Origin of the sequence: Luteimicrobium sp. DT211 (assembly GCF_049844995.1) — a bacterium.
Lineage (GTDB): Bacteria > Actinomycetota > Actinomycetes > Actinomycetales > Cellulomonadaceae > Luteimicrobium.
The window spans coordinates 568,170-593,941 of the sequence record NZ_JBNCMC010000002.1 but is presented as its reverse complement, the minus strand read 5'-3'; the positions used below and the strand labels follow the sequence as shown (position 1 = coordinate 593,941).

Here is a 25,772-nt window from a genome sequence, read left to right as displayed (position 1 = left end):
TCTGACAGATCGCGGGGGTCCGCCAGCAAGGACGGGTCGTTCGGCGGAATCCGGCGAGGCGGCGGCGGGCCGTGAGGGCGCCGGCCCGATCTGCGCCGATCGTCCGGGGCGGCGCGGGCGCGGACCTGGGGGAACCCGCGCTAGGCTTCGTGTGTCGAGAACGAAGGTCTTGCGGAGGACCCGTGGAGCCACGGGTCCACCCTGACGTGACGTGAAAGGCCCCCCTTTGCACCCGCACACCCCCCGCCGCCGTCGGCGGCAGCTCGTCACCGGAGCGGCCGTCGCCGTGTCGGTCGCGCTGCTCGCATCCGGCTGCTCCTCCGACAAAGTGAAGCGCGGCTTCCTGCCCGGCTACGACGACGGCCGGCAGGTGACGGACCAGACCGCCCGGATCACGCACCTGTGGAACGGCTCCTGGATCGCGGCCCTCGTTGTCGGCCTGATCACGTGGGGCCTGATGATCTGGTGCATCGCCGCGTACCGGAAGCGCAAGGGCGACGACGCCCTGCCGATCCAGACGCGGTACCACATGCCGCTCGAGATCATGTACACGGTCGTGCCGATCGTCATGGTCCTCGTGCTGTTCTTCTACACGAACCGTGACGTCACGGAGATCAAGAAGGTCAGCGGCAACCCCGACGTCACGATCGGGGTCGTGGGCAAGCAGTGGAGCTGGGACTTCAACTACAAGAACGAGGACGTCCACGAGGTGGGCGTCATGGCGCAGGACGTCGGCTCGCTCACCAAGGACGACCTGGTGGACGGCGCCAAGGGCACCGACAAGGCCATGCCGACGCTCTACCTGCCCGTCGGCAAGACCGTGAAGTTCGACCTGACGACGCGCGACGTCGCCCACTCCTTCTGGGTCCCGGCGTTCCTCTACAAGGAGGACGTGATCCCGGGCCACCCCAACTCCTTCGAGCTCAAGCCGATGCGCGAGGGCACCTACGCCGGCAAGTGCGCCGAGCTCTGCGGCGAGTGGCACTCGAGCATGCTGTTCAACGTCAAGGTCGTCTCCGAGCAGGAGTACCAGCAGCACATCGAGGACCTGCGCGCCAAGGGCCAGACGGGTCTGCTGTCGGACGCCTACGACCGCTCGCAGAACGACGGCGAGACGGCGGGCAACGTGCCCGCCACGGAAGGTGAGGGTCAGTGATGGTGGCGCAAGCCGAGACGATCCCGGGTCTGCGGACCGGGCGCCAGACGCTCGGGCGGACCGTGGTCAAGTGGGTGACCTCGACCGACCACAAGACGATCGGGTACCTGTACCTCATCAGCTCGTTCGTGTTCTTCCTCATCGGCGGCGTGATGGCGCTGCTGATCCGCGCCGAGCTCTTCGAGCCGGGCCTGCAGATCGTGCAGAGCCGTGAGCAGTACAACCAGCTCTTCACGATGCACGGCACGATCATGCTGCTCATGTTCGCGACGCCGCTGTTCGCGGGCTTCACGAACGTCATCATGCCGCTGCAGATCGGCGCCCCGGACGTCGCGTTCCCGCGCCTGAACATGGTCGCGTACTGGTTCTACCTGTTCGGCTCGATCATCGCCGTCGGGGGCTTCCTCACCCCGCAGGGCGCCGCGTCGTTCGGCTGGACCGCGTACGCGCCGTTGTCCGACACGACGTTCTCACCGGGCGTCGGTGGAGACATGTGGGTGTTCGGGCTCGCGCTCAGCGGCTTCGGGACGATCCTCGGTGGCGTCAACTTCATCACCACGATCATGACGATGCGCGCCCCGGGCATGACCATGTTCCGGATGCCGATCTTCACGTGGAACGCGCTCATCACGAGCATCCTCGTGCTCATGGCCTTCCCGCCCCTCGCGGCGGCGCTCCTCGGCCTCGGCGCGGACCGTCGGCTCGGTGCCCAGGTGTTCAACCCGGACAACGGGGGAGCGGTGCTCTGGCAGCACCTGTTCTGGTTCTTCGGGCACCCCGAGGTCTACATCATCGCGCTGCCGTTCTTCGGCATCATCTCGGAGATCCTGCCGGTCTTCAGCCGCAAGCCGATCTTCGGCTACAAGGGCCTCGTCTACGCGACGATCTCCATCGCGGCCCTGTCGGTGACCGTCTGGGCGCACCACATGTACGTCACGGGCGCGGTGCTCCTGCCGTTCTTCTCGATCATGACGATGTTCATCGCGGTCCCGACGGGCGTGAAGTTCTTCAACTGGATCGGCACGATGTGGCGCGGCAAGCTCACGTTCGACACGCCCATGCTCTGGTCGATCGGGTTCCTCGTCACGTTCCTCTTCGGTGGACTGACGGGCGTCATCCTCGCGAGCCCTGCGCTGGACTTCCAGCTCTCCGACTCGTACTTCGTCGTGGCGCACTTCCACTACGTCGTGTTCGGCACGGTCGTGTTCGCGATGTTCGCGGGCTTCTACTTCTGGTGGCCCAAGATGACGGGGCGGATGCTCGACGAGCGCCTCGGCAAGATCCACTTCTGGCTTCTGTTCGTCGGCTTCCACGCCACGTTCCTGGTCCAGCACTGGCTCGGCGTCGACGGCATGCCGCGCCGCTACGCGGACTACTCGCCGCAGGACGGCTTCACGTGGATGAACCAGGTGTCGACCATCGGCTCGTTCATCCTCGCGGCCTCGTTCCTGCCCTTCATGTGGAACGTCTACACCACGTGGCGCAACGCGCCCAAGGTGACGGTGGACGACCCTTGGGGCTACGGCATGTCGCTCGAGTGGGCGACGTCCTGCCCGCCGCCGCGGCACAACTTCACCTCGCTCCCGCGCATCCGTTCCGAGCGTCCCGCCTTCGACCTGCACCACCCGGAGGTCGCGGCGATGGACCACCCGGACGTCCACCCGTCGCCGGCCGCACAGGTCTTCGGCGAGGCGGACCGGCGCGGGCACACGCAGGCGACGATGGAGCGGCTCGAGGGACGACCTGAGCACGGCACCGGCCGGACGGAGGACACCAAGTGAAGCTCGAGTCCAAGCTCTTCCTCTTCCTGGCGCCGTTCTTCGCGGCGATGGGCGTGATCTACGCCCTGTGGAGCCACGGCGAGCCGGTCGGCACGGTCGGGATCTTCCTGGTCGCGGCCCTGTCCGCGATGATCGGCACGTTCCTCGCCCTCACCGCCCGCCGCATCGACCCCCGCCCGGAGGACAACCCCTTCGGCGAGATCGACGAGGGCGCCGGCGACCAGGGCGTGTACGCGCCGTGGAGCTGGTGGCCGCTGGCGATCGCCTTCCCCGCGGCCCTGACGTTCCTGGGCCTGGCGGTCGGCTGGTGGCTGGTCGGCGTCGGCGTCGCGCTCGGCGTCGTCGGGCTCATCGGCTGGGTGTTCGAGTACTCGCGCGGGCAGCACGCGCACTGACGCTTCGTCGCACCGCGCGGCCGGGCCCGTCTCCCCCTCGGGGAAGACGGGCCCGGCCGGTTCGTCGTCGGGCCTCAGGCCCGGCCGGCGAACGGACCGTGGAGCGCCGCCCACTGGAGCAGCATGATCGTCTTCCCGTCGGCGATGCGGCCGTCACGGGTCATCGCGAGCGCGTCGGTGAACGGGAGCTCCAGCACCTCGATGTCCTCGCCCTCGTCCTCGACGCCCCCGCCCGCGGCGGTCCGGTCGGCGGGGGTGTAGGGAGCGGCGTAGAAGTGCACGCGCTCGGTGACCGAGCCCGGGCTCATGTAGACGTCGAAGACGTGCGTCAGCGGGCCGATCGCGACGCCGAGCTCCTCGCCGGCCTCGCGACGGATGGCGGTCTCGGGGTCGTCGTCGTCGAGGAGGCCGGCGGCAGTCTCGACGAGCATCCCGTCGGGATGGTCGTTGACGTAGACGGGGTAGCGGAACTGCCTGGTGAGAAGCACGGTCCCGCGTTCGACGTCGTACGGGAGGATCGTGGCGCCGTTGCCGCGGTCGTAGGTCTCGCGCTGCTGGGTGGTCCAGCGGCCGTCCCGCCGACGGTAGTCGAAGGTGGTCCGCCGCAGGACGTGCCACCCGTCGGACGTGAGCTCGACGTCGCGGACGACCACGTCCGCGTTCCGGTCCAGCTGACGCCCCGTGCGGTCGAGGGCGGTGCGGCCACGGGAGTCGGGGACGGAGGTGCCGGGGCGCGGGACGGCGGGGACCGCGTCGGCGGCAGGGATAGCAGGGGTGCGTGTCATGCCCCTAGACTATCGGCAAGAACGTGCATGATTACGCAGAATCGGGAAGCGGGCCACCGTGGCCGGCTCGGACGGACGGAGGGCCACCGTGCTCGCAGCCGAACGACGAGACCTGCTCGTCGCCCGACTCCGCAGGGACGGAAAGCTCGTCGCCAAGGACCTCGCGGCCGAGCTGGAGCTCTCGGAGGACAGCATCCGGCGCGACCTGCGCGAGCTCGCGGCTCTCGGGCTGTGCCAGCGGGTCTACGGCGGAGCGGTGCCCGCCTCGCGGGCGATGGGCGACTACGCGGCGCGCACCGAGGTCGAGCCCGGCAGCAAGCAGGCGGTGGCGGCCCGCGCCGTCGACCTCGTCCGGCCCGGGAGTGTCGTGATCCTGGACGGCGGGACCACGACGCTCGCCGTGGCGCGCGCACTTCCGCCGGCGCTCGAGTGCACGGTGGTGACGCACAGCCCGACGGTCGCCGTCGAACTGGTGACGCACGCGGGCGTCGAGGTGCTGCTCATCGGGGGGCGCCTGTTCAAGCACTCCGCGGTGACGTGCGGGGCGGCGGCCGCCGAGGCCGCGGCCACCGTCTCGGCCGACGTCTTCCTCCTCGGGGTCACGGGGGTTCACCCGGACGCCGGCCTGACCACCGGCGACGCCGACGAGGCGGCGATGAAGCGCACCCTCGCCTCGCGCGCCGCGGAGACGTACGTGCTGGCGAGCGCCGACAAGCTGGGTGCGGCGTCGCCGTACGCGGTGCTCCCGCTCGGGGACGTCGCCGGCGTCGTCACCGACGGGCGCGACCACCCCGTCGCCGCTGAGCTGGCAGCGCGGGGCGTGCTCGTCCTCGGGGCCCGCTGACCGGCGCGTGCGGGCGTGCCCGCGGGGCCGTGGGGGAGCGGAGGCGCTCCGAGCGGCGGCACGACGGAGGGCCGCACCCGTGCAGACGGATGCGGCCCTCCGAGGCGTGTCGACGGCGCGCGGGGCGCCCCCGGGCGGTCAGGCGGGGACGATGAGCCCGGCCGTCTGCGTGCGGGCGCGCTGGAAGCGCGCGTCCGCGTCCGCCCAGTTCACGATGTTCCACCAGGCCGTGACGTAGTCCGCGCGCACGTTCTGGTAGTCGAGGTAGTACGCGTGCTCCCACACGTCCAGCAGGACGAGCGGGACCAGGCCCAGCGCGATGTTGCCCTGCTGGTCGTACAGCTGCACGATGATGAGCTTCTGGCCGATCGAGTCCCAGGCGAGGATCGCCCAGCCGGATCCCTGCACGCCGGCCGCGGTCGCGGCGAAGTGCTTCTTGAACGCCTCGAACGACCCGAAGTCCTGGTCGATCGCCGCGGCGAGCTCGCCGGTCGGCTCGCCGCCGCCCTCGGGGGAGAGGTTCTGCCAGAAAGCGGAGTGGTTGACGTGGCCGCCGAGGTTGAACGCGAGGTTCTTCTCGTGCAGGTTCACGGCGGAGAGGTCACCGGACTCCCGGGCCTCGGCGAGCTTGTCGAGGGCCGTGTTGGCGCCGGTCACGTAGGCGGCGTGGTGCTTGTCGTGGTGGAGCTCCATGATCCGACCGGAGATGTGCGGCTCGAGCGCCGCGTAGTCGTAGGGGAGCTCGGGGAGCGTGTAGACAGCCATGCGTAACTACCTCCTGGATGTGGTGAGGCCCGTCCGCACGGGGCCCGGGCGGGAAGCCTGGGACACGTGCGAACGGGCCATGTACCTACTCTGCGACGAACTCAGTGCGACTGCTCGGTGGCGTCCACGGAGTGGTCCGGTGCAACGAGGGCGTGGTCCTCGCCGCCCGGGAGGGCGTCGTGCTCGCCGTGCGAGTGCGACGCCGCGAGCTCCGCGGGAGTCACCGGCTCGATGCGGTCCTCGTAGAAGAACCGGGAGAGCTTCGACCAGCGCTTCGCCGACTTGTAGGGCCTTGCCTTGGTGCCCTTCGGCCCCGTCGGGGCGGGCAGCTCGAGCGGCTGATACGCCTTGTAACCGACGCGGAGCCACCTCTCCTGCTCGTCGAGGGGACGGTGCACCTCGATGTACTCGCCCGACGCGAAGCGGACGATGCGGCCGGTCTCGTGCCCGTGCAGCACGAGCTCGCGGTCCTTGCGCTGCAGCCCGAGGCAGATCCTCTTCGTGATCCAGAACGCGAACCACGGGCCCACGAAGATGAACACCCGGAAGAACCACGTGATCGAGTTGATCGACAGGTGGAAGTGCGTCGCGATCAGGTCGTTGGAGCCGGCGAACGCCAGGATGATGAAGAACGCCAGGAACGCCATGCCGATGCCCGTGCGGGCGGGGCGGTTGCGCGGCCGGTCGAGCACGTGGTGCTCGCGGTCGTCGCCCGTGACCTTGGCCTCGATGAACGGGTACAGCGCGAAGCCCATGAGGAGCAGCACCGGCAGGACCGCGGGCACGAGCACGTTGAACGACCATGTGAAGTCGCCCCACGAGACGAACTCCGCCTGCCCCGGCATGAGCCGGAGCGAGCCCTCCAGGAACAGCATGTACCAGTCCGGTTGGGCGCCCGCCGAGATGGGCGACGGGTCGAAGGGCCCGTAGTTCCACACCGTGTTGATCGCCATCGTCGCGCCCATGAGGGACAGGACCGCGAACACCACGAAGAAGAAGCCGCCGGCCTTCGCCGTGTAAACGGGGAAGAGCGGGAAGCCCACCACGTTGCCGTCCTTGCGGCCGCCACCCGGGTACTGGGTGTGCTTGTGCACGACGACGAACATCAGGTGCAGCGCGACGAGGGCCAGGATGATCGCGGGGATCAGCAGGATGTGGAGCGTGAAGAGTCTCGGGATGATCTGCTCGCCCGGGAAGTCGCCGCCGAAGATGAAGTACGACATGTAGGAGCCGATCACGGGGATCGACTTGACCACGCCGTTGGCGATCGCGAGCCCGTTGCCGGACAGGACGTCGTCGGGCAGCGAGTAGCCGGTGAACCCGGCCAGGAGGCCCGTCAGCAGCAGCGTGAAGCCGATGAGCCAGTTGAACTCGCGGGGCCGGCGGAACGCGCCCGTGAAGAACACGCGCATCATGTGCGTCACGATCGCCGCCATGAACACGAGCGCGGCCCAGTGGTGGATCTGGCGCATCAGGAGGCCGCCGCGCACCTCGAACGACAGGCGCAGCGTCGACGCGAACGCGTCGGACATCGTCAGGCCGTCCATGGTGCTGGGCGCGCCGTGGTACGTGCTCAGGCTCATGCTCGGGACGAAGAACATCGTCAGGAACGTGCCGGTGATGAGCAGCACGACGAACGAGTAGAGCGCGATCTCACCGAGGAGGAAGGACCAGTGGTCCGGGAAGACCTTGCGCGCGAACTCCTTGACCGCGTGGCCGATGCCGGTGCGGTTGTCGAGGTAGTCCGACGTGCGGCCGATCGGTGTCGTCGGTTCCGCGGCCGTCGGCCGCGCGGGGGTTGTCGTCGTCACCGCAGTCGCTCCCAGTAGCTCGGGCCGATGGGCTGGTCGAATCCGTCCTGCGCCACGAGGTAGCCGTCGGAGTCGACGGTGATCGGCAGCTGCGGCAGAGGCCGCTTGGCGGGGCCGAACACGACCTTCGCGCCGTCGGCGACGTCGAACGTCGACTGGTGGCACGGGCACAGGAGATGGTGGGTCTGCTGCTCGTACAGCGCGACGGGGCAGCCCACGTGGGTGCAGATCTTGGAGAACGCGATGATGCCGTCGTAGGTCCAGTTCTCCTTGCCCTTGGGGAAAGGCTTGAAGTCACGGGGGTCGAGCCGGACCATCAGGACGAGTGCCTTGGCCTTCTCCGTGATCCACTCGCCGGTCTGGCGGAACTCGTCGCTGACCTCGGGGATGACGTGCACGGCGGAGCCGATCGTCACGTCGGACGCCTTGATCGGCCGGCCGGTGGGGTCGTAGGTGAGCCGGGTGCCCTTCTTCCACAGCGTGGTGCGGAAGGTGCCGACGTTCCAGTCGCCGCCGACCGAGCTGATCAGCGGGACGGCGATGGTCAGCGGGAAGAGCGCCAGCGCCGAGACGACGACGCCCTTGAGGATGCCGCGGCGGCCGATGCCCGAGTCCTTGATGCCGTCGGCCAGCTTCTGGACGGCGATCTCGCGGACGTCGTCCGGGCTGCGCGTGGCGTGCCGGTCCTCGACGACCTCGTGGTCGGACATGAGCGTCTTGGCCCAGTGGATCGCGCCGACGCCGATGCCGGCGAGCGCGAAGAAGATCGCGAGGCCCAGGACCATGGTCGACGTCCGGACGCCGGCGGTCGTGCCGTCAGGTCGGATGGCGAAGTAGGCCCACAGCGCGACGATCGTGCCGATCACGGAGATGGTGAAGAGCACCACCACCTGGCGCTCGGCGCGCTTGTCCGCCTTGGGGTCGCTGTCCGCCATGCGCGGACGGTGCTCGGGGATCCCCGGGTCCTGGAAACGCTCCAGGTCGCCGTCCGGGTGGGGGACGGTCACGTCGGTCGTCTTGCTGCTCACGAGGACTTCGCTCCGATCCACACGGCGGCGCCGATCAGGAGGCCGATGCCGACGACCCATGCCCACACGCCCTCGGAGACCGGGCCGAGCGAGCCGAGGGTCGCCCCGCCGGCGCTGCCGTGGCGCTGGGCCTCGAGGTACGCGATCACGTCACGCTTCTCGTCAGGCGTGATGTTGGCGTCGTTGAACACCGGCATCGACTGCGGGCCGGTGAGCATCGCCTGGTAGATGTTCCGGGCCGACGTGCGCTCGAGCGAGGGCGCGTACTTGCCCTCGGAGAGCGCGCCGCCCTGCCCCGTGGCGTTGTGGCACATGGCGCAGTTGGTGCGGAAGATCTCCGCGCCCGTCGCCGCGTTGCCCAGGGACCCGTCGACCTGCTCGTCCGTCGGGATCGCGGGCCCGGCGCCCAGCGACGCGATGTACGCGGCCAGCTGGCTCGTCTGCTCCTCGGTCATCTGCCGCGGCTTGGTCTGCGCCTGGGGGCCGTCCATGGCCATCGGCATGCGGCCCGTCGAGACCTGGAAGTCGACGGCGGCCGCGCCGACGCCGATGAGCGACGGCGCGTTGTCGGTGCCCTGGGCGTTGAGCCCGTGGCACGTCGCGCAGTTGGCCTGGAACAGCTTCTGACCGGTCTCGATGTCCTGCGTGCTGGCGGAGTCCGCCCGCGCCTGGCTCGGCGCGAGGACGGCGTAGACGCCGCCAGTGACCAGCAGCGCCAGCAGCAGCAGCACGACCGGTGCGTACCGGTGGTGCCTGCGGGCGGCGAGTGCCTTCACGGGTGATCCTCGTCTCGCGGTGGGTGGATGTGTGGTTCGGGGGCGGCGGTGCGTCAGCGCAGCAGGTAGATGACGCTGAAGAGCGCCACCCACACCACGTCGACGAAGTGCCAGTAGTAGGACGTGACGATCGCGGACGTCGCCTCGTGGTGCCCGAACCGCTTGGCGGAGAACGTCCGGCCGAGCAGGAACAGGAAGGCGATCAGACCGCCGAGCACGTGGAGGCCGTGGAAGCCGGTCGCGAGGTAGAAGACCGAGCCGTAGGCGTTCGAGTGGATCGACAGACCCTGCTCGACGAGGTCCGAGTACTCGGTGACCTGGCCGGCGATGAAGATCGCGCCCATCACGTACGTGACGGCGATCCACTCGACCATGCCCCACCGGCCGACCTGCCACAGCTTGCCCGTGCGTCGCGGGCGGAACCGCTCGGCGGCGTAGGTGCCGAGCTGGCAGGTGAACGACGAGAGCACGAGGATCGTCGTGTTGCCGGCGGAGAACCAGACGTTGAGCTTGTCGGCCTGCGCCGACCACTCGCTGGCCGGCATGACCGACCGGGCGGTGAAGTACATCGCGAAGAGCCCCGCGAAGAACATCAGCTCGCTGGACAGCCAGACGATGGTCCCGACCTGAACCGGGTTGGGCCGGTTGACGGTCACATGGGTGTGGGGGGTAGCCGTTGCGGTCGACACGGCTTCATTATGGCCGACGAGGACGTGGTTTGGTTCATGGAGCCGCCGTCTCGGCGCGGTCGAATCTCACACTTCCTTGACATTCTGCGCCTCGTTCGGCCACCTCATGACGGAAGTCGCGAAGGTGTCACCAAACGGGCGGCGCCGGAGCGCGCCTCCCGGACCCGGCCGGGGCGGGGCCGGGCGCCGGACGTCGGCGTGGACGCGGGGCCCCGACGGCGTCGGTCGCTGGCATCATGAGGAGCGCGGCCCCGGCCGCCCGAGTCCTGCGACCAGCTCTGCGAGGAGACCTGCGTGACGATCCCAACGACGGTGCCCGCGGCGACGGACGAGCCGACCTGGCCGACCCTGCTCCAGGCGCTCGTCGACCGCCGTGACCTGGCCGCCCACGAGACCGCGTGGGTCATGGACCAGGTCATGTCCGGCGAGGTCTCCGCCGCCCGCCTCGCGAGCTTCCTCGTGGGCCTGCGGGTCAAGGGCGAGACGGTCGAGGAGCTCGCCGGCCTCGCGGACGCGATGCTCGCGCACGCGCGCCGCTTCGAGGCGCCCGCTCCCTCGGTCGACATCGTCGGGACCGGCGGCGACCGCGCGCACACCGTGAACGTGTCGACCATGGCGGCGATCGTCGTCGCGGGTGCGGGCGTGCGCGTCGTCAAGCACGGCAACCGGGCCGCCACGTCGTCGTCGGGCTCCGCGGACGTGCTCGAGGCGCTCGGCGTACGGCTCGACCTCGACGTGCCGCGCGTGGCGCAGCTCGCCACCGAGGTCGGGATCACGTTCTGCTTCGCGCAGGCGTTCCACCCGTCGTTCCGGCACGCGGCCGCGGCGCGCGGCGAGCTGCCGATCCCGACGGCGTTCAACTTCCTCGGCCCGCTGACCAACCCCGCCCAGCCCCGCGCGACCGCGATCGGCGTGGCCGACGCCCGGATGGCGCCGCTGGTCGCGGGCGTGCTGGCGTCGCGCGGGACCTCGGCGCTCGTCTTCCGCGGCGAGGACGGGCTCGACGAGCTCGCGGCCACCGCGCCGTCACGCGTGTGGCTGGTCCACGAGGGTGCGGTGACCGAGCACGTGCTCGACGCCGCTGCGGACCTCGGACTGACGCCCATCACGGTCGCGGACCTGCGCGGCGCGAGCGCCGACCACAACGCCGGCGTCGCGCGTCGCATGCTGGGCGGAGAGCGGGGGCCCGTCCGCGAGACGGTGCTGCTCAACGCCGCCGCGGCACTCGTCGCGGACGGCTCGCAGCCCGGGACGGGCGACGGCACGCTGGTCGAGCGCCTGCGCGCGGGCATGGACGTCGCCGCGCGGAGCGTGGACTCCGGGAGCGCCGCCCAGCTGCTCGAGCGGTGGGTCGCGGCCTCGCGCCGCTGACCCGGTCCTCAGCCCTCGCGGTCCTCAGTCCTCGAGCCCGATCTCGAACGCCTGCTCGAGGTCGACCTGCGAGTAGGCGCGGAACGCGAGGAGCGTCTCGGTCCGCACCACGCCGGGCACCTTGCTGATCCCGTCGGCGATCACGTCCGCGAGCTTGTCGTGGTCGCGCACGCGGACGATCGCGACGAGGTCCGCGCGGCCCGTCACCGAGTACACCTCGCTGACCCCGGCGAGGCCCGCGACCGTGCCGGCCACCTCGGGGATGACGTCCGGGGCGGTGTCGATGAGGACGATCGCGGTGAGCATGGGGCAGGGCTCCTGGGGCTAGGCGTGCGACGCCGGGGTCGGCGCCGCAGGAAGGTCGGACGACGGCCGGTTGCCGTCGCCCAGATCGTAGGCCGACACGACCTGCGACGCCCGGGCGAGGTGGCGCGCGCGGTCGCCGAGGTGGACGGGCAGCGCGAGCGGGTCGGTGACCTCGACGATCCGCACGTCGGGGGCGTCGAGCCAGCCGAGCACGAGCTCGGCCTCGTGGGGATGTGCCGCCGGGGCGGGCGGCACCGGCGCGTCCACGTGCTCCGCGGTGGCGACGAGCGCGCGGACGGCGGCCACGGCGTCGTCCCCGGGCGCGGTGCGGGCGGTGGCCGCGAGGCGGGCGTGCCGCACGACCGCCAGCTCCCACCCGCCGTCGACCGGCCGCGCGGCCACGAGCTGCCGGCAGGCCGCGAGCGCCCGCAGGCGCGCCCCCCGCTCGACCCCCGTGCAGAACGCCTCGAGCCGCTCGGCCACGTGCTGCGCCTGCTCGTAGCGCTCCTGCGCGGCGAGCGACGCCATGCGCCGCGACAGCGCCTCGACGACGGGCGACGGGTCCTCGACGAGGGCCTGCCGGACCTCCTCGACCGTGCGGGCGTACGGCGCGGCGGCGTCGGGGTCGACGCAGGGGGCAGCGCACCGGCCCAGGTCGGCGAGCACGCACGACGCCGCGCCGGCCGCGGGGACGAGCGGTAGGCGGCGGGTGCACGTGCGCAGCGCGAACGTGTCGGTGACGGCCTCGGCGGCGGCCAGCGCCTGGGTCTGCGACGCGAACGGTCCCACGTGCGCCGCGACGCTTCCGTCGGCCTCCGCGCGGACCTCCCGGACCACGGACAGGCGGGGGTGCGGCTCCGAGGTCAGGCGCAGCCACGGCATCCGCTCGGGGTGCCGGGACCGCCGGTTGTACCGGGGCTCGTGCTGCGCGATGAGCCGGAGCTCGCGCACCGACGCCTCGAACGCCGTCCCGCACACGACGACGGACACGCTCGCCGCGACCCGAACCATCTCCGTCATCCGGCGCCGCTTCTCGCCGGCGGTGAAGTACTGGCGCACGCGCGAGCGCAGGTTGCTGGACGTCCCCACGTACAGCACCTCGCCGTCGGGAGCGTGGAAGAGGTAGACGCCGGGCGCCTGGGGGAGGCCGTCCGCCAGGTAGCGCTTGCGCCGGACCTCGGGCGGCACCGGGTCGGTCGCGTTCGCGAGGTCCTCGAGGTGCGTCACCCCGAACGCCGCGTGCCGCTCGAGGAGCGCGTGCAGGACGTCGACGGTCGCGCGCGCGTCGGCGAGCGCCCGGTGCTCGGGGGTGACGCGCGCGTGGAACAGGTGCGCGAGCGTCGCGAGCTTGTGGTTGGGCGCCTCGTCCCGCGTCACGACGCGGCGGGCGAGCGCGACGGTGTCGACCACGCGGAAGCCCGGCCACTCGTAGGCGCACGCGCGGGCGGCGGCCCGCAGGAACCCGACGTCGAACGGGGCGTTGTGCGCGACGAGCACCGAGCCGTGCGCGAACTCCAGGAAGCTCGGGAGGACGAGGTCGATGGTCGGCGCGGTCGCGACCATCGCGCTCGTGATGCCCGTGAGGCGCGCGATGAACGCGGGGATCGGCCGGCCGGGGTCGACGAGCGACTGGAACTCCCCGAGCACCTCGCCGCCCCGGACCTTGACGGCGCCGATCTCGGTGATGCCGCCCTCGCGGGCCGACGCGCCGGTGGTCTCGAGGTCGACGACGACGAACGTGACGTCCTGCAGCGGCGTGCCGAGCTCGTCGAGCGTCGGCTGGTAGGCGACCGCAGGCTGCGTCGTCGTGCTCGTCGTTGTGCTCACTGCGGCGACGCTAGGGGGCGCCACCGACACGCCGCGGGGAGCGGCGGATCAGAACCCGTGCCGCCCCGCGTCGGCGTACAGCGCGTCGACCTCGTCGGCGAAGTCCTTGAGGACGAGGAACCGCTTGACGCCGAGCTTGTTCGACAGGTAGCCGTTCTCGACCGTGAAGTCCGTGGTGAGGACGCGGAGCTTGCGGATCGACTCCGCGCGCGAGACGGCCTGGTTGGCGCGGTCGACGGCCTCCTGCAGCGCGGCCAGGACGTCGGGGTCCGTGGCGGCCTGCTCCACCGTGAGCTCGGGCTTGCCGTGCACGGCGAGCCAGCCGGGGAGCGCCTCGGCGTCGAGCGTGATCAGCGCGCCGACGAACGGGCGCGCGTCCCCGACGACGACGCACTGGGATACCAGGGCGTGCGCCCGGACGCGGTCCTCGAGCACCGCGGGGGCCACGTTCTTGCCGCCGGCGGTGACGATGATCTCCTTCTTCCGGCCGGTGATCGTGAGCAGCCCGTCGGCGTCGAGGGAGCCGAGGTCGCCGGTGCGGAACCAGTCGTCGTCGAAGGTCTCCCGGGTCGCCGCGTCGTTGCCGTGGTAACCGCGGAAGACGCCCGGTCCGCGGACCAGCACCTCGCCGTCGTCCGCGATGCGCACGGACGAGCCGGGCAGGGGAGGGCCGACCGTCCCGATCACGACGTGCCCCGGCACGTTGACCGTCACGGGTGCGGTGGTCTCCGTGAGCCCGTAGCCCTCGAGGACCGTGACCCCGACCGACCGGAAGAAGTGGCCGAGGCGCTCGCCGAGCGGCGCGCCGCCCGAGATCGCCCACTGGCTGTCGCCGCCGAGCGCGGTGCGCAGCCGGCGCAGGACGAGCGCGTCCGCGACCCGGTGCCGGGCGCGCAGCACGGGGCCCGGGCCGCGGCGCGAGTCGAGCGCGCGCGACCAGCGGATCCCGGACGCGACCGCCCAGTGGAAGATCTTCACGCGGCCCTGCTCGGCCGCCCGCTGCTCGCTCGAGTTGTAGACCTTCTCGAACACGCGCGGCACCGCGAGCAGGAACGTCGGGCGGAAGGAGGCAAGGTCGTCGAGCAGGGTCGCCGTGCTCGACGCGTGCGCGAGCACCGAGCCCGCCGGCACGACCACGACCGAGATGAAGCGCGCGAACACGTGCGCCATCGGCATGAAGAGGAGCGTCCGCGAGCTGCCCGCGAGCACCTCGTGCATCTTCGCGATCGCGTTCGCGCACAGGTCGACGAAGTTCCCGTGCGTCAGCTCGACGCCCTTGGGGTTGCCCGTCGTGCCGGACGTGTAGATGACCGTCGCGACGTCGGCGAGCGTCGCGAGGGAGCGGCGGCGCGCGATCTCCGCGTCGTCCACCGGGGTGCCCGCGGCCTCGAGCGTGCCGAGCGCGTCCTGCGCGAGCGAGAGGACGTCGTCGAGCGTGGGCACCTGCGACCGGAAGCCCGCGACCTCGGCGGCCATCGCGTCGTCCTCGACGACGAGGAGCCGGATCCCGGCGTCCTCGCACGACCACCGCACCTGCTCGGCGCTCGACGTCTCGTACAGCGGCACGGGCACCAGCGCGGCCGCCCAGCAGGCCCAGTCCAGGACGGACCACTCGAGGCTCGTGTGTGCCATGATCCCGACCCGGTCGCCGGGCGCGAGCCCGCGGGCCACCAGGCCCTTCGCGACCCGCGCGACCCGCGCGTCGAAGTCGCGCGCCGTCACGGCCCGCCAGCCGCCGCGGCCGTCCCGCTCCTCGAACAGCGCGCCGTCCGGCCGCTGCGCGACGCGCTGGGCCAGGAACGCGTTGAGGTTGGACCCCGGGTCGACGTCGACCATCCGGGGCGTGCTGGACTCGGGCATGCGGCTCCCATCGCTGGACGCACCCGCTCGTCGGGCGCCTGGTCGCGGTCACGAGACGCCGGGAAGTCTACTGGCCGGAGCCGTCCGCCCGGGCCGTGGACCGGCTCGTCCGCGGGGCCCGCGGGGCTATAGCCTGCACGGGTCGCCCCGGCCGCCCGCGCGGCCCGTCCGGCGACGCCCCCACCGTTCATCACCGCCCGCCCGGGCCGGTCAGCAAGCGAGGACACCATGTACGCAGTCGGCGTCGACATCGGAGGCACGAAGATCGCCGCAGGCGTCGTGGACGAGGACGGCACGATCGTCGCCAAGACGCGCCGGAGCACCTCGCCCGACGACGTCGCGAGCATCGACCGCGCGATCGCGGAGGTGTACGAGGAGTTCCGCGCCGACTACGAGGTCGGCGCGATCGGCGTCGCCGCCGCCGGCTTCGTGAGCAACGACCGCACGTCCGTGCTGTTCGCCCCCAACATCGCCTGGCGCGACTACCCCCTCGGCGACAAGGTCCGGGCGCTGCTCGCCGACGACGTCCGCGTCGTCGTGGAGAACGACGCCAACGCCGCCGGCTGGGGCGAGTTCCGGTTCGGCTCCGCCAAGGACGCCACCGACATGCTCATGCTCACGCTCGGCACCGGGCTCGGCGGCGCGATCGTCGTCGACGGCCGCCTCGTGCGCGGACGCTGGGGCGTCGCCGCCGAGATCGGGCACATGCGCGTCGTCCCCGGCGGCCACTACTGCGGCTGCGGCCACCAGGGCTGCTGGGAGCAGTACGCGTGCGGGTCGGCCCTGGTGCGCGACGCGCGGGCCGCCGCCGTCGCGATGCCCGACCGGGCGGGCGCGCTGCTGGCGCTCGCGGGCGGCGACCCCGACGCGATCAGCGGGCCGCACGTCACGAGCGCCGCCCAGGACGGCGACCCGCTCGCGCGCGAGCTGTTCGCGGAGCTCGGGCGCTGGGTCGGCGAGGGGGCGGCCTCCGTCGCCGCCCTGCTGGACCCCGAGCTCATCGTCCTCGGCGGCGGCGTCGCCGACGCGGGCGAGCTGCTGTTCCCGTCCGTCCGTGCCGGCTTCGAGCGGGAGCTGTCGGCCCGCGGGCACCGCCCGGAGGCCCAGATCGTGGCCGCCGCGCTCGGGAACGACGCCGGCATGGTCGGCGCCGCGGACCTCGCGCGGATCGAGTGACCGGCCGCCGGTAGCGGCCGGCGGCCTCAGACGACGGCGCCCGGGTCGTCGTCGTCCTCGTCGCGCCGGTGCGGCATCCGCCAGAGCAGGACGCCGATCCCCGCCAGGAACGCGGCCCCGGCGATCTGCCCGACGAGCGCGGGGAACGGGCGCACGAGCACGAGCACGACGAGCACCACGAGCGGTGCGGCCGCGACCAGCCCCCACGCGAGGTTCAGCAGCGGGTCGTGCCCGAGGACGGGCGGCGGCTCGGGCGGCACGTAGTGCGACTCCTGCTCCTCGAGGTCCTCGACCTCGGGGCCGGTGGGCCAGTCCCGCGGGCCTGTCGGTCGCACCCACGGCGCGACGTCGATGGTGCGGGCCGGGGCGTCGTCGGCGGGGGAGTCGGGCGCCGGGGCTTCGGGGGCGGAGGCCTCGGGCGCGCCGGCGGACGCCGCCTCGAGGTCGGCGACCAGGGACCTCCACTGCTCCTCGGCCCACGCGTCCGTCCAGGCTGACTCGTCGGGGCGCGACCCGTCCTGGCCCGACGGCTCGTCGGGGCCATCGGGTGCGCCGGGCTCGCGTGCGTCGTCGGGCACGGCCCCCGCGTTGGGATCGACCATGCATCCACTCTAGAGTCGTGGGAACGCCGGGGGAGGACCCGCGGCGCCTCGGGAGGCGACACGGTGTTCTACTGGCTGATGAAGATGATCGTCGGGCCGGTGCTGCGGCTCGCGTTCAGACCCTGGTCTCGCGGCGCGCACCACGTGCCGCAGGAGGGCCCGGCCATCCTCGCGAGCAACCACCTCGCCGTCATCGACTCGTTCGTGCTGCCGCTCACCGTGCCCCGCAAGGTCCAGTTCCTCGGCAAGTCGGACTACTTCACCGGGTCGGGCCTCAAGGGCCGGATCACCGCGGGCTTCATGAAGGGCGTCGGCACGGTTCCGGTGGACCGCAGCGGCGGACGCGCCTCCGAGGCCGCGCTGCGCACCGGCCTGCGGCTCCTGTCGGAGGACGAGCTCCTGGGCATCTACCCGGAGGGCACCCGCAGCCCCGACGGCCGCCTCTACCGCGGCAAGACCGGCGTCGCGCGCCTCGCGCTCGAGTCGGGCGCGCCCGTGATCCCGGTCGCCATGATCGGGTCCGACGTCGCGCAGCCGATCGGCCGCACGATCCCGCGCCCCAAGCGGATCGGCGTCGTCTACGGCGAGCCCCTGGACTTCAGCCGGTACAAGGGCATGGAGGAGGACCGGTTCATCCTGCGGTCCGTGACCGACGAGATCGTCTACGCGATCATGTCGCTCTCGGGGCAGGAGTACGTCGACCTCTACGCCGCCACGGCCAAGGCGCGCCTCGCGCAGGGCGTGCCCATCGAGGCCGACGGCGCCACCACGGCCGGCGCCCCGGGCGGCCGTCCCGTTCCCGACCTCGTGCTGCCGGTCGCGCCCGACGAGCCGGCGACGACGGACGGGGACCGACCGGCGGACGCCGAGCCGGGGCCCCCGGCGTCGTCAGTAGACTGACCGGCGACCGGGCCGTCGGCCCTCTGGCCGCCCCAGCACCCGGATCCTGCATCACCGGCACGAGGCCCCCTCGTGCCCCAACGAGAGGTTGATCGCATGTCGGTCCGTCGCGTCGCCCTGCTCACCGCGGGTGGCTTCGCCCCGTGCCTGTCCTCGGCCGTCGGTGGCCTCATCGAGCGTTACACCGAGCTCGACCCCGAGATCGAGATCATCGCCTACCAGTACGGCTACCACGGCCTGCTCACCGGCACGAAGATCGTCGTGGACGCCGAGGCGCGCGCCAAGGCCGGGATCCTCCACCGCTTCGGCGGGTCGCCGATCGGCAACTCGCGCGTCAAGCTCACCAACGCCGCCGACTGCGTCAAGCGCGGCCTGGTCCAGGAGGGCGAGGACCCGCTCAAGGTCGCGGCCGAGCGGCTCAAGGCGGACGGCGTCGACGTCCTGCACACCATCGGCGGCGACGACACCAACACGACCGCCGCCGACCTCGCGGCCTATCTCGAGGAGAACGGCTACCACCTGACCGTCGTCGGCCTCCCCAAGACCATCGACAACGACGTGGTGCCCATCAAGCAGTCGCTCGGCGCCTGGACCGCCGCCGAGGAGGCCGCCGGCTTCGCCGCGAACATCATCGGCGAGCACCGCAGCGGTCCCCGCATGCTCATCGTGCACGAGGTCATGGGCCGGCACTGCGGCTGGCTCACGGCCGCCGCGGCGCAGAAGTACCGCGAGTGGCTCGACCAGCAGGAGTGGGTGCCCTCGCTCGGCCTCAGCAAGGAGCGCTGGGACGTGCACGCGGTGTTCCTGCCGGAGCTCGCGCTGGACCTCGAGGGCGAGGCCGAGCGCCTCAAGGCGATCATGGACGAGCAGGGCAACGTCAACATCTTCCTGTCCGAGGGCGCCGGCATGCACGAGATCGTCGCGCAGCTCGAGGCCGCGGGGGAGACCGTCGAGCGTGACCCGTTCGGGCACGTCAAGCTCGACACCATCAACCCGGGCCAGTGGTTCGCCAAGCAGTTCGCCGAGAAGCTCGGCGCCGAGAAGGTCATGGTCCAGAAGTCGGGCTACTACTCGCGTGCCGCGGCCGCGAACGCCGAGGACCTGCGCCTCATCAAGTCGATGACCGACCTGGCGGTCGAGTGCGCGCTGCGCGGCGACTCCGGCGTGATCGGCCACGACGAGGAGGACGGCGACCGGCTCAAGGCCATCGCGTTCCCCCGGATCGCGGGCGGCAAGCCGTTCGACGTCTCGCAGCAGTGGTTCGGCGAGCTCCTCGCCGGCATCGGCCAGCCCCTGGTCACGGCGCAGGCATGAGCGTCGGCGTGCTCCCCGGCGTCGGGCTCGAGTCCCTCGACGCCTATCGCGCCAAGGTCGCGCTCCAGCAGCCGACCTGGCCCGACGCCGGGGCGCTCGCCGCCGCTACCGACGAGCTCGCAGCCGCGGCTCCCCTCGTGGTGCCGGCCGCGGCCGACCGGGCGCGCGAGCGCCTCGCGGCGGTCGCGCGCGGCGACGCGTTCCTCCTGCAGGGCGGCGACTGCGCCGAGTCGTTCGCCGAGGCGGGCGCGCTGCGCATCCGCAACAAGGTCCGCACCATCCTCCAGATGGCGGTCGTGCTGACCTACGGCGCGTCGATGCCCGTCGTGAAGATGGGCCGCATGGCCGGCCAGTACGCCAAGCCCCGGAGCTCGGACACCGAGACCCGCGACGGCGTGACCCTGCCCGCGTACCGGGGCGACATGGTCAACGCGCACGAGTTCACGCCCGGCTCGCGCGTGCCCGACCCGGCCCGGCTCGTCCAGGCGTACCGGATCTCCGGTGCCACCATCAACGTCGTGCAGGCGCTCAGCGACGGCGGGTTCTCCGACCTGCGCCGCGTGCACGAGTGGAACCAGGGGTTCATGCGCAACCCCGCGTACGCGCGCTACGAGTCGACTGCCGCGGAGATCGACCGGGCGATCCGGTTCATGGCCGCGTGCGGCGCCGACTTCGAGGCCCTGCGCACCGTCGAGTTCTTCGTCGCCCACGAGGCGCTGCTCCTCGACTACGAGCGCGCGCTCTCGCGCGTCGACCCGCGCACCGGCGCCGCGTACGACACGTCCGCGCACTTCCTGTGGATCGGGGAGCGGACCCGTCAGCTCGACGGCGCGCACGTCGACTTCCTGTCCCGCGTCGCCAACCCCATCGGCGTCAAGCTCGGACCGACCACGCGCCCCGAGGACGCCGTCGCGCTCGTCGACAGGCTCAACCCCGCCGGCGTACCCGGGCGGCTCACGTTCGTCGCCCGCATGGGCGCCGCGAACGTGCGCACCGCCCTCCCGCCGCTCGTCGAGGCCGTGCGCGCCGACGGCCGCCCCGTCGTGTGGGTCACCGACCCCATGCACGGCAACACCATCACCAGCGAGTCCGGTTACAAGACCCGCCGCTTCGCGGACGTCCTCGACGAGGTCTCCGGGTTCTTCGAGGTGCACCGTGCCCTCGGCACCGTCCCCGGCGGGCTGCACGTCGAGCTCACCGGCGACGACGTCACCGAGGTCCTCGGCGGGAGCGAGGAGATCGACGACGCCGGCCTCGCCCGCCGGTACGAGACGCTCGTCGACCCGCGGCTCAACCACCAGCAGTCGCTGGAGCTGGCGTTCCAGGTCGTGGAGATGCTCCGCCGCTGACGTGCGTCGTCGGTCGTGCGTCCGTGGCTGGGGCGGGCGGTCCGGGGGTGTGGCGCGCGGTCTTCCATCCGCCTGCGCTCGTTCCTCGCTCCGGCTCCCGCCAGACCCGTCCACGACCGCGCGCCACACCCCCGCCCCGCCCTTTCGCCGTCCGTCCCACCTCCGTAGGCGGCCGGCTTCCCGCCACCCTCCCGCGACGGCGGCACGTGCGCCGAGCGACCCGTCACCGTGCCGAGCATGCGGTTGGCCACCCGTCACCGTGCCGAGCATGCGAGCAGACCCCTTCTCGACGTCGAGCATGCGGGTGCTCGCATGGTCGGTCGCTCGGGTGGCGGCCGATCGCATGGTCGACGACGGCGCAGCCGGGCTACCGAGGTGAGGTGACGGCTGGAGCGGGTGGGTGCGGGCAGGTGGTGAAGGACGTCAAGGAGCCGGAAGGCCCCCAGGGGCCTGAAGGCGACGCAGTCCGAACCGCCTGGCCGCACCCACCCGCGGACCCGACCACAAGCCGCCGGACGGAACCACCGACGAACGGGGCCGGACGACTCAGAAGATCGTCAGCGAGACCGTCGAGCCCTTCGGGGCCTTCTTCTTTCCGTCGGGGTCCTGGAACCGGACGGTGTCGAGGACCCCGCCGAGGAACTTGTTGACCTTGACCTTGAAGCCCTTGTCCTCGAGGAGCTTCTTCGCCTCGGCCGTGTGCTTGCCGGTGACGGACGGGACGACCACCATCTGGGGTCCCTTGGAGACGACGAGCTGCACGGTGTCGCGGCGGTGCAGCGTGGTCGACTGCTCGGGCTGCTGGCTGACGACCGTGCCCTCGGGGACGGAGTCGGAGAACTGCTCGCGGACCTTCGGGACGAGGCCGGAGCTCTTGAGCGTGTCGACGGCGTCGTCCTGGGTGCTGCCCTTGACCTGGGGCACCGTGACCGGCGCCGGCCCGTCGGAGATGACGACCCGGACGGGCTCGTTGTGGGGCAGCGACGTCCCGGGGTCGGCGGACACGGAGATCACGCGGCCGCTGGGGACGTCGTCGGAGTAGTCCTCGACCGGCGTCGGGACGGCGTCGAACCCGTTCTTCTCGAGGCTCGCCAGGGCGGCGGCCTCGGGCTTCCCGACGAGACCGGCCGGGACGGTGGCGTGCTCGATGCCCTGGGAGACGGTGACGTCGACGGTGCCGTTCTTCCGGATCTTGTCGCCCTCGCCGGGGTCGAGGCTGACGACGTCGCCGCTGGGAACGACGTCGTCGAACGCCTGGGTCTCGTGCGCCTTGAGGCCGACCGACGCGAGGGCCGCGTCGGCGTCCTTGGCGCTGGTCCCGACGACGCCGGTCGGCACGACGGTGTACGCGCCGGGCCCCGAGCTCATCCACCAGGTCCAGCCGGCGAACACGCCGACGATCGCGAGGACGAGCACGAGGGCCCAGACCCAGCGGCGCCGGCGTCGGCGGCGCTTGCGGGTGACGTCGGCCGCGGGCACGGCCGGCCCGATGAGGGTGGGCAGCGGTCCGCGGGTGGTCCCCGCGCCGAGCTCGTCGCGCGTCATGACGCGCGTGCCGGTGCCGAGGTTCCCGAACACGGCCGTGGGGATCGCGTCGAGCGAGCCCTCGTCGAGGTCGTCGTCGACGGCGCCCGCGGGCGCCTGGCCGTCCGGGTCGCCGCCGCCGCCGTCGGCCGGTGCGCCCGAGGCATGGCTGTCCCCGTCAGCGTCCGCGTCGTCGCCGGCCCCGGCAGCCCCGGCAGCCCCCGCGGCGACCGCGCCACCGACGGGCCCCGACGGACCCTCGACGACGACAGCCTCGGGCGGGTCGGCGCGGCGCGCGAGGTCGGCGTCGGACAGCATGCGGCGGGTCTGCCGGACGAGTGCGAGCGCGGCGGCGGCGTCCGCGGGGCGGTCGTCGGCGTCGCGGGCGGCGAGCGCGCAGACCAGCTCGTCGACCTCGATCGGCATCCACCAGGCGCTCCGCGAGGGCGCGGGGATGTCGGAGTTGACGTGCTCGAACGCGACCTGGATGGGCGTCGACCCGGTGTGCGGGTGCTTGCCGAGGAGCATCTCGTAGGCGAGGACGCCCACGGAGTAGACGTCGGTGCGCGCGTCGCAGCGGCCGGTCGTGATCACCTCGGGGCTGAGGTACGCGACGGTGCCGAGGACGGTGCCCGTCGCCGTCGCGGCGACCTCGGTGACCGCGCGGGCCAGGCCGAAGTCGGCGAGCTTGACGTGGTCGTCCTCGGTGAGGAGCACGTTCTCGGGCTTGATGTCCCGGTGGACGAGCCCCGCGCGGTGCGCCGCGGCGAGCGAGTCGAGGACCTCCTCGAGGAGGCGGAGCGTCTCGCCGAGGCTGAGCGTCCGCTCCTCGCGCAGGCGCGCCCGGAGGTTGGTCCCCGGGACGTACTCCATGGTCAGGTAACTGGTCTCGCCGTCGAACCCCTGGTCGTACACCCCGACGAGCCCGGGGTGCGTCAGCCGGGCCGCGGCCCGGGCCTCGCGCCGGAACCGGGAGACGAACTCCGCGCCCTCGACGCCGTCCACGAGGTGGGCGTGCATGATCTTGAGCGCGACGTTGCGGTCGAGGCGACGGTCGACCGCGAGGTACACGGTCGCCATGCCGCCGCGGGCGATCCTGGAGACGACCTCGTACCGGCCGTCGACAAGGGTGCCGACGAACGGGTCAGAGGTCGTTGTTGCCACGGTGGAAGTCTACGGACCCGTAGGGCCGAGCCGCCGCATCACCGCAGCGCGGGGCGGCGAGTCTCACCCGGTCGGTACGCTGCTGCCGTGACCGAGCAGCAGCCTGAGCAGGCCCCGACCGACGCGACCGCCCCCGCCTCCCCGCCCGACGACGCCACCTGGCTCGCGCTCCCGGACGTCGCCGACCGCCTCGGGATCGACGTGATCCGGGTCCGCCAGCTCCTGCGCGAGCGGCGGCTCGTGGCCGTGCGCCGCGGCGAGCGGAACGTGCTCCGGGTGCCCGACGCGTTCCTCGTCGAGCACGAGGGGACGCTGCAGCCGATCCCGGCGCTGCACGGCACCGTGGTCGTGCTCGACGACGCCCGCTTCACCGACGACGAGATCGTGGACTGGCTGTTCGCGCCTGAGGACACGCTCGGCGGACTGACGCCCGTCGCCGCGCTGCGCGCGGGTCAGCGTGCCGCCGTGCGGCGCGTGGCCCAGGGCCTCGGCTGACCAGGCCCGCCGACGGGCCGCGTCACTGACGGGCGAGGCCGTCCGGCGCCGTCAGGCGTCGCGCTCGACGAGCCCGCGGGCGAGGGCGAGCAGCATCGTCCGGCCCGGCTCGACGAGCGCGTCGGCCTCGAGCGCGGCGAGAGCGCCGTCGGCGAGCTCGTCGATCAGCGCCTCCGTGGCGGCGACCGCGCCCGACCGGACGAGCGCCTCACGGACGCCGTCCACCTCGTCGGCGGCGAGGTCCGCGCGACCCAGCGCCGCCTGCACGAGCGCCCGGTCGTCGTCGTCGGCGGTGGCCAGGGCGCGCGCGACCAGCACGGTCCGCTTGCCCTCCCGCAGGTCGTCGCCCGCGGGCTTGCCCGTGCGGGCCGGGTCCCCGAACACGCCGAGCAGGTCGTCGCGGAGCTGGAACGCCTCTCCCAGCGGCAGCCCGTACGACGACGCCGCGGCGAGAGCCCCGCTCGTCGCCCCCGCGATCGCCGCGCCGAGCAGCAGCGGGTGCTCGACGGAGTAGCGTGCCGACTTGGCGCGGATCACGGTGCGAGCACGCTCCTCGTCCGCGGCCGGGTCGACGCCCCAGGCCACGGCCTGCGCGTGCACGTCGAGGAACTGTCCGGTCGTGACGACGAGCTCCATGTCGTCGAACAGCTCGCGCACGAGGTCGGCGGTAGGCCGGTCGAGCACGGCCGTCGCGCCGCCCAGCGCGCGCCCCGCGAGGACGAGGGCCAGGTCCCCGAGCAGGATCGCGGCCGACTCGCCGTACCGGCCCGGGTCGCCGGACCAGCCCTGCTCGCGGTGCCGGTCCGCGTGCGCGACGTGCGCCGCGGGCAGCCCCCGCCGGGTCGCCGACGCGTCCATGACGTCGTCGTGGAACAGGGCGGCCGCCTGGAACAGCTCGAGGGCGGCGCCGACCGCCAGGGCCGCGTCGCGTCCGGCCTCGCCGTCTCCGCCGTGGGCGCGCCACGACCAGTAGCACAGCGCGGCGCGCAGGCGCTTGCCGCCGGACAGCATCGAGTCGAGGGAGTCGGCGAGGGTCTCGGCCTCCGGGCTGACCTCGCGGAGCCGCTCGCGCTCCGCCTCGAGCGTGGCGCGCAGGACGCCGTCGACGCCGCGGCGCACGTCCTCCTGGTCGACGAGGACGGCAGGGGAGGGCATGGGCCCGATCCTATCGGCCGGTGCCGGACGCCTTCTTCGTCTTCGGGGCCTCCACCTGCCCGGACACGGTGACCAGGGACGTGCCGTGCTCGTCGACAACCGCGACCTGCAGGTAGTCCGCGAGCTCGGTCGACCCCACCTTCGTGCCGGCCTTCGCGGTCTCGGAGACCTTGCGGTAGGTGGCGCCGGCGTCGGCGCCCTGGGGCTTGCCCGACGCGCGCGTGAAGCCGGCCTTCGCCCACGCCTTGGTGTACGTCGTCACGACCTTCGACGGGTCGGACGTGGTGCGCAGGCTCAGCGACAGCAGGAGGTGCGCGCCGTCCTCGGTGCGCTCGGCCGAGCTCGACAGCACGGTGGCGCCGCTGGGGACGGGCGCCAGGTCGGCCGGGAGGTCGGGCGCCAGCGCGCCGGCGGTCGAGCCGGCCGCGAACGAGGGGAGGGTCGTGGTCACCGTCGACGGCGCGGCGGTGCTCGCGACCGCGGGGTCGTCCCGCAGCGTGCCCACCTTCCAGACGACGCCGACGACCACGGCCGCGACCACGACCCCGAGCAGGACGCGGGCCGCACGGTGCGGGCGGGTCGCGTCCGGGCGGCGTCCGGCGTCGCGGGCGGAGCTGCGGGTGGCGTTCACGCGCCCCACCGTACCCAGGACGGAGGATCGGCCCGGACACAGCGCCGGAGGCCGACCACCGACGGATC

Annotated in this window: 23 protein-coding genes; 10 read left to right on the top strand and 13 right to left on the bottom strand. The window is 72.6% G+C overall.

Annotated features, from left to right (window positions below):
- Positions 1-211 precede the first annotated feature (211 nt).
- The 3 genes from coxB to ACLQ14_RS06835 are packed head-to-tail and all read left to right on the top strand — an operon-like array spanning position 212 to position 3,332.
- A complete protein-coding gene (gene coxB, locus ACLQ14_RS06845; RefSeq protein ID WP_425811228.1) occupies positions 212-1,156 on the top strand; it encodes a cytochrome c oxidase subunit II in 945 nt (314 codons plus the stop codon).
- Positions 1,156-2,937, top strand: coding sequence for a cytochrome c oxidase subunit I (gene ctaD / locus ACLQ14_RS06840; protein ID WP_425811226.1), 1,782 nt, complete (start codon positions 1,156-1,158; stop codon positions 2,935-2,937). The genes coxB and ctaD overlap by 1 nt, the downstream gene beginning before the upstream one ends.
- Entirely contained in the window at positions 2,934-3,332 is a 399-nt protein-coding gene (locus tag ACLQ14_RS06835) for a cytochrome c oxidase subunit 4 (RefSeq protein ID WP_425811224.1), read from the top strand. Before ctaD ends, ACLQ14_RS06835 begins: the two co-directional genes overlap by 4 nt.
- A 74-nt stretch (positions 3,333-3,406) precedes the next feature.
- On the opposite strand, the gene ACLQ14_RS06830 is transcribed toward ACLQ14_RS06835, so the two are convergent.
- Positions 3,407-4,117 carry an NUDIX domain-containing protein gene (locus ACLQ14_RS06830; protein WP_425811222.1) on the bottom strand — a complete coding sequence of 237 codons (711 nt, stop codon included), beginning with the start codon at positions 4,115-4,117 and terminating at the stop codon, positions 3,407-3,409.
- An 88-nt stretch (positions 4,118-4,205) separates the two neighbouring features.
- Between ACLQ14_RS06830 and ACLQ14_RS06825 the strand changes: the two genes are divergently transcribed.
- Positions 4,206-4,961, top strand: coding sequence for a DeoR/GlpR family DNA-binding transcription regulator (locus ACLQ14_RS06825; protein WP_425811220.1), 756 nt, complete (start codon positions 4,206-4,208; stop codon positions 4,959-4,961).
- A 138-nt stretch (positions 4,962-5,099) separates the two neighbouring features.
- Here the strand turns inward: ACLQ14_RS06825 and ACLQ14_RS06820 are convergent, their stop codons facing one another.
- The 5 genes from ACLQ14_RS06820 to ACLQ14_RS06800 all read right to left on the bottom strand — a co-directional run bounded on the left by ACLQ14_RS06820 (position 5,100) and on the right by ACLQ14_RS06800 (position 10,030).
- A complete protein-coding gene (locus tag ACLQ14_RS06820; protein ID WP_425811218.1) occupies positions 5,100-5,726 on the bottom strand; it encodes a superoxide dismutase in 627 nt (208 codons plus the stop codon).
- A 101-nt stretch (positions 5,727-5,827) separates the two neighbouring features.
- The gene (locus tag ACLQ14_RS06815; RefSeq protein WP_425811216.1) at positions 5,828-7,537 is read right to left on the bottom strand and encodes a cytochrome b; all 1,710 of its coding nucleotides are present in this window, start codon (positions 7,535-7,537) and stop codon (positions 5,828-5,830) included.
- Positions 7,534-8,565, bottom strand: coding sequence for a Rieske 2Fe-2S domain-containing protein (locus tag ACLQ14_RS06810; protein ID WP_425811214.1), 1,032 nt, complete (start codon positions 8,563-8,565; stop codon positions 7,534-7,536). The genes ACLQ14_RS06815 and ACLQ14_RS06810 overlap by 4 nt, the downstream gene beginning before the upstream one ends.
- Complete coding sequence (locus ACLQ14_RS06805; protein WP_425811212.1) at positions 8,562-9,341, bottom strand: c-type cytochrome; 780 nt, start codon at positions 9,339-9,341, stop codon at positions 8,562-8,564. Before ACLQ14_RS06805 ends, ACLQ14_RS06810 begins: the two co-directional genes overlap by 4 nt.
- Before the next feature lie 53 nt (positions 9,342-9,394).
- Positions 9,395-10,030 carry a cytochrome c oxidase subunit 3 gene (locus ACLQ14_RS06800; protein WP_425811210.1) on the bottom strand — a complete coding sequence of 212 codons (636 nt, stop codon included), beginning with the start codon at positions 10,028-10,030 and terminating at the stop codon, positions 9,395-9,397.
- A gap of 294 nt (positions 10,031-10,324) precedes the next feature.
- Here ACLQ14_RS06800 and trpD point away from each other — a divergent pair, with 294 nt between their 5' ends.
- Complete coding sequence (gene trpD / locus ACLQ14_RS06795) at positions 10,325-11,401, top strand: anthranilate phosphoribosyltransferase (RefSeq protein ID WP_425811209.1); 1,077 nt, start codon at positions 10,325-10,327, stop codon at positions 11,399-11,401.
- Positions 11,402-11,425: 24 nt separating this feature from the next.
- On the opposite strand, the gene ACLQ14_RS06790 is transcribed toward trpD, so the two are convergent.
- Genes ACLQ14_RS06790 through ACLQ14_RS06780 form a run of 3 tightly spaced genes read right to left on the bottom strand, consistent with a single transcriptional unit; the run spans position 11,426 to position 15,394 of the window.
- Positions 11,426-11,707, bottom strand: a complete 282-nt coding sequence (locus tag ACLQ14_RS06790; RefSeq protein ID WP_425811207.1) for an Lrp/AsnC family transcriptional regulator — start codon at positions 11,705-11,707, stop codon at positions 11,426-11,428.
- Between the two features lie 18 nt (positions 11,708-11,725).
- A complete protein-coding gene (locus tag ACLQ14_RS06785) occupies positions 11,726-13,534 on the bottom strand; it encodes a DEDD exonuclease domain-containing protein (RefSeq protein WP_425811205.1) in 1,809 nt (602 codons plus the stop codon).
- Between the two features lie 48 nt (positions 13,535-13,582).
- Entirely contained in the window at positions 13,583-15,394 is a 1,812-nt protein-coding gene (locus tag ACLQ14_RS06780; protein WP_425811203.1) for an AMP-dependent synthetase/ligase, read from the bottom strand.
- 228 nt (positions 15,395-15,622) lie between these two features.
- Between ACLQ14_RS06780 and ACLQ14_RS06775 the strand changes: the two genes are divergently transcribed.
- Positions 15,623-16,570, top strand: a complete 948-nt coding sequence (locus ACLQ14_RS06775) for an ROK family glucokinase (protein ID WP_425811201.1) — start codon at positions 15,623-15,625, stop codon at positions 16,568-16,570.
- Between the two features lie 26 nt (positions 16,571-16,596).
- On the opposite strand, the gene ACLQ14_RS06770 is transcribed toward ACLQ14_RS06775, so the two are convergent.
- The gene (locus ACLQ14_RS06770; RefSeq protein ID WP_425811199.1) at positions 16,597-17,172 is read right to left on the bottom strand and encodes a hypothetical protein; all 576 of its coding nucleotides are present in this window, start codon (positions 17,170-17,172) and stop codon (positions 16,597-16,599) included.
- A 63-nt stretch (positions 17,173-17,235) separates the two neighbouring features.
- Here ACLQ14_RS06770 and ACLQ14_RS06765 point away from each other — a divergent pair, with 63 nt between their 5' ends.
- The 3 genes from ACLQ14_RS06765 to ACLQ14_RS06755 all read left to right on the top strand — a co-directional run bounded on the left by ACLQ14_RS06765 (position 17,236) and on the right by ACLQ14_RS06755 (position 20,735).
- A complete protein-coding gene (locus ACLQ14_RS06765) occupies positions 17,236-18,072 on the top strand; it encodes a lysophospholipid acyltransferase family protein (RefSeq protein ID WP_425811197.1) in 837 nt (278 codons plus the stop codon).
- Between the two features lie 96 nt (positions 18,073-18,168).
- The gene (locus ACLQ14_RS06760) at positions 18,169-19,386 is read left to right on the top strand and encodes a pyrophosphate--fructose-6-phosphate 1-phosphotransferase (protein ID WP_425811195.1); all 1,218 of its coding nucleotides are present in this window, start codon (positions 18,169-18,171) and stop codon (positions 19,384-19,386) included.
- On the top strand, positions 19,383-20,735 hold the full coding sequence (locus tag ACLQ14_RS06755; protein ID WP_425811193.1) for a class II 3-deoxy-7-phosphoheptulonate synthase: 1,353 nt from the start codon (positions 19,383-19,385) through the stop codon (positions 20,733-20,735). Before ACLQ14_RS06760 ends, ACLQ14_RS06755 begins: the two co-directional genes overlap by 4 nt.
- A gap of 546 nt (positions 20,736-21,281) precedes the next feature.
- On the opposite strand, the gene ACLQ14_RS06750 is transcribed toward ACLQ14_RS06755, so the two are convergent.
- The gene (locus ACLQ14_RS06750; RefSeq protein ID WP_425811191.1) at positions 21,282-23,423 is read right to left on the bottom strand and encodes a protein kinase domain-containing protein; all 2,142 of its coding nucleotides are present in this window, start codon (positions 23,421-23,423) and stop codon (positions 21,282-21,284) included.
- An 87-nt stretch (positions 23,424-23,510) separates the two neighbouring features.
- Between ACLQ14_RS06750 and ACLQ14_RS06745 the strand changes: the two genes are divergently transcribed.
- On the top strand, positions 23,511-23,918 hold the full coding sequence (locus ACLQ14_RS06745) for an Rv2175c family DNA-binding protein (RefSeq protein ID WP_425811189.1): 408 nt from the start codon (positions 23,511-23,513) through the stop codon (positions 23,916-23,918).
- A gap of 51 nt (positions 23,919-23,969) precedes the next feature.
- Here the strand turns inward: ACLQ14_RS06745 and ACLQ14_RS06740 are convergent, their stop codons facing one another.
- Positions 23,970-25,073 (bottom strand): polyprenyl synthetase family protein, encoded by a 1,104-nt coding sequence (locus ACLQ14_RS06740; RefSeq protein WP_425811187.1) that lies wholly within the window; start codon positions 25,071-25,073, stop codon positions 23,970-23,972.
- Between the two features lie 10 nt (positions 25,074-25,083).
- Complete coding sequence (locus ACLQ14_RS06735) at positions 25,084-25,704, bottom strand: hypothetical protein (RefSeq protein WP_425811185.1); 621 nt, start codon at positions 25,702-25,704, stop codon at positions 25,084-25,086.
- Between the last annotated feature and the right edge of the window lie 68 nt (positions 25,705-25,772).